This is a genomic window from Flavobacterium branchiicola (assembly GCF_018383905.1).
Classification (GTDB): domain Bacteria; phylum Bacteroidota; class Bacteroidia; order Flavobacteriales; family Flavobacteriaceae; genus Flavobacterium; species Flavobacterium branchiicola.
Window position 1 is genome coordinate 1 of sequence record NZ_JAGYWA010000022.1, and the last position, 1202, is coordinate 1202.

The window sequence follows — 1202 nt, forward strand, 5'->3', positions numbered from 1 at the left end:
AATTATGTCAACAGAAAGAAAACATTCTAAAAATCCATTGCCTCCCCAAACTTTCAGTGAGGTCTTTAAAAGGAAGGTCGTAAAAGAATTTGAACAAGGCTTATTTACCAAAGCTGAACTTCGCAGGCGGTATAATATTCGCGGACATGACACTATCGATAAATGGTTAAAAAAATATGGTAAATTTACTTATCATAGTAAACTAACTATCGGACGACCTATGAAAGATCCTCAATCCCAACGAATCAAAGAGCTTGAAGCTCAATTAGCGAAGAAAGAACAAGAATTACTGGTCTTCAGGAAGTTTATTGAAATAGCTGAACGTGAGCTTAAAATAGAAATTGTAAAAAAGTCTGGTTCCAAGCAGTCCAAGAAATAAATCATATATACAAGGTTAGCCCTTTTATAATATGTCGGTTGTTTGGATATAGTAAACAGGCTTATTACAAACGAAAATCACATCAATCAAAATCAGACATCAGCAAAGAACATCTCAGATCTCTGGTAATGTCGGTGCGTCAGAAACTGCCCAATACCGGGGGCAGGAAACTACATTTTATGCTGAAAGATGATTTAAAAAGACATCAAATAAAAATTGGGAGAGATAAATTGTTTGATTTTTTACGCGATGAATATTTATTAGTTGCAAAAATTCGAAGATATTATAAGACAACAAATTCAAGACATTGGATGCGTAAATATCCAAATTTGATAAAACAAATCAGTTTAAATGCGCCAGAGCAGGTTTGGGTTGCTGATATTACTTATTTGAGAACAAGAAACAAAACCTATTACCTTCATTTGATAACTGATGCATATTCAAAGAAAATTGTAGGCTATAATTTATCAGATAATTTAATGGCTTGTTCTACATTAGAAGCATTAAAGATAGCTATCGGCGATCGAAAATACAGTGGAAATCTTATACATCATTCTGATAGAGGTCTTCAATATTGCAGCAAAGAGTATACTGATTATTTATCTCAAAATATGATACTTATAAGTATGACGCAAAACTATGATCCATATGAGAATGCAATTGCTGAAAGAGTAAATGGTATTTTAAAAGAAGAGTTCGCATTGTCTGAAATCTTTGAAGATTTTGAGAACTTAAAAAAGCAAGTCCAGGAATCTATCTTTTTTTATAATCAAATTAGAGTGCATTTATCAATCAATATGCTGACTCCAAATCAAGCTCATTT

Annotated in this window: 1 protein-coding gene; it reads left to right on the top strand. The window is 32.4% G+C overall.

Annotated features, from left to right (window positions below; translation table 11 throughout):
- Window positions 1-4: 4 nt before the first annotated feature.
- Window positions 5-1202, top strand: a protein-coding gene (locus tag KHA98_RS22735; RefSeq protein ID WP_246522505.1) for an IS3 family transposase whose coding sequence is annotated in 2 segments (ribosomal slippage) — window positions 5-344 and window positions 344-1202 — 1199 coding nt annotated over the 2 segments. Because the reading frame shifts where the segments join, the coding sequence is not laid out codon by codon here. This gene is flagged as partial in the annotation.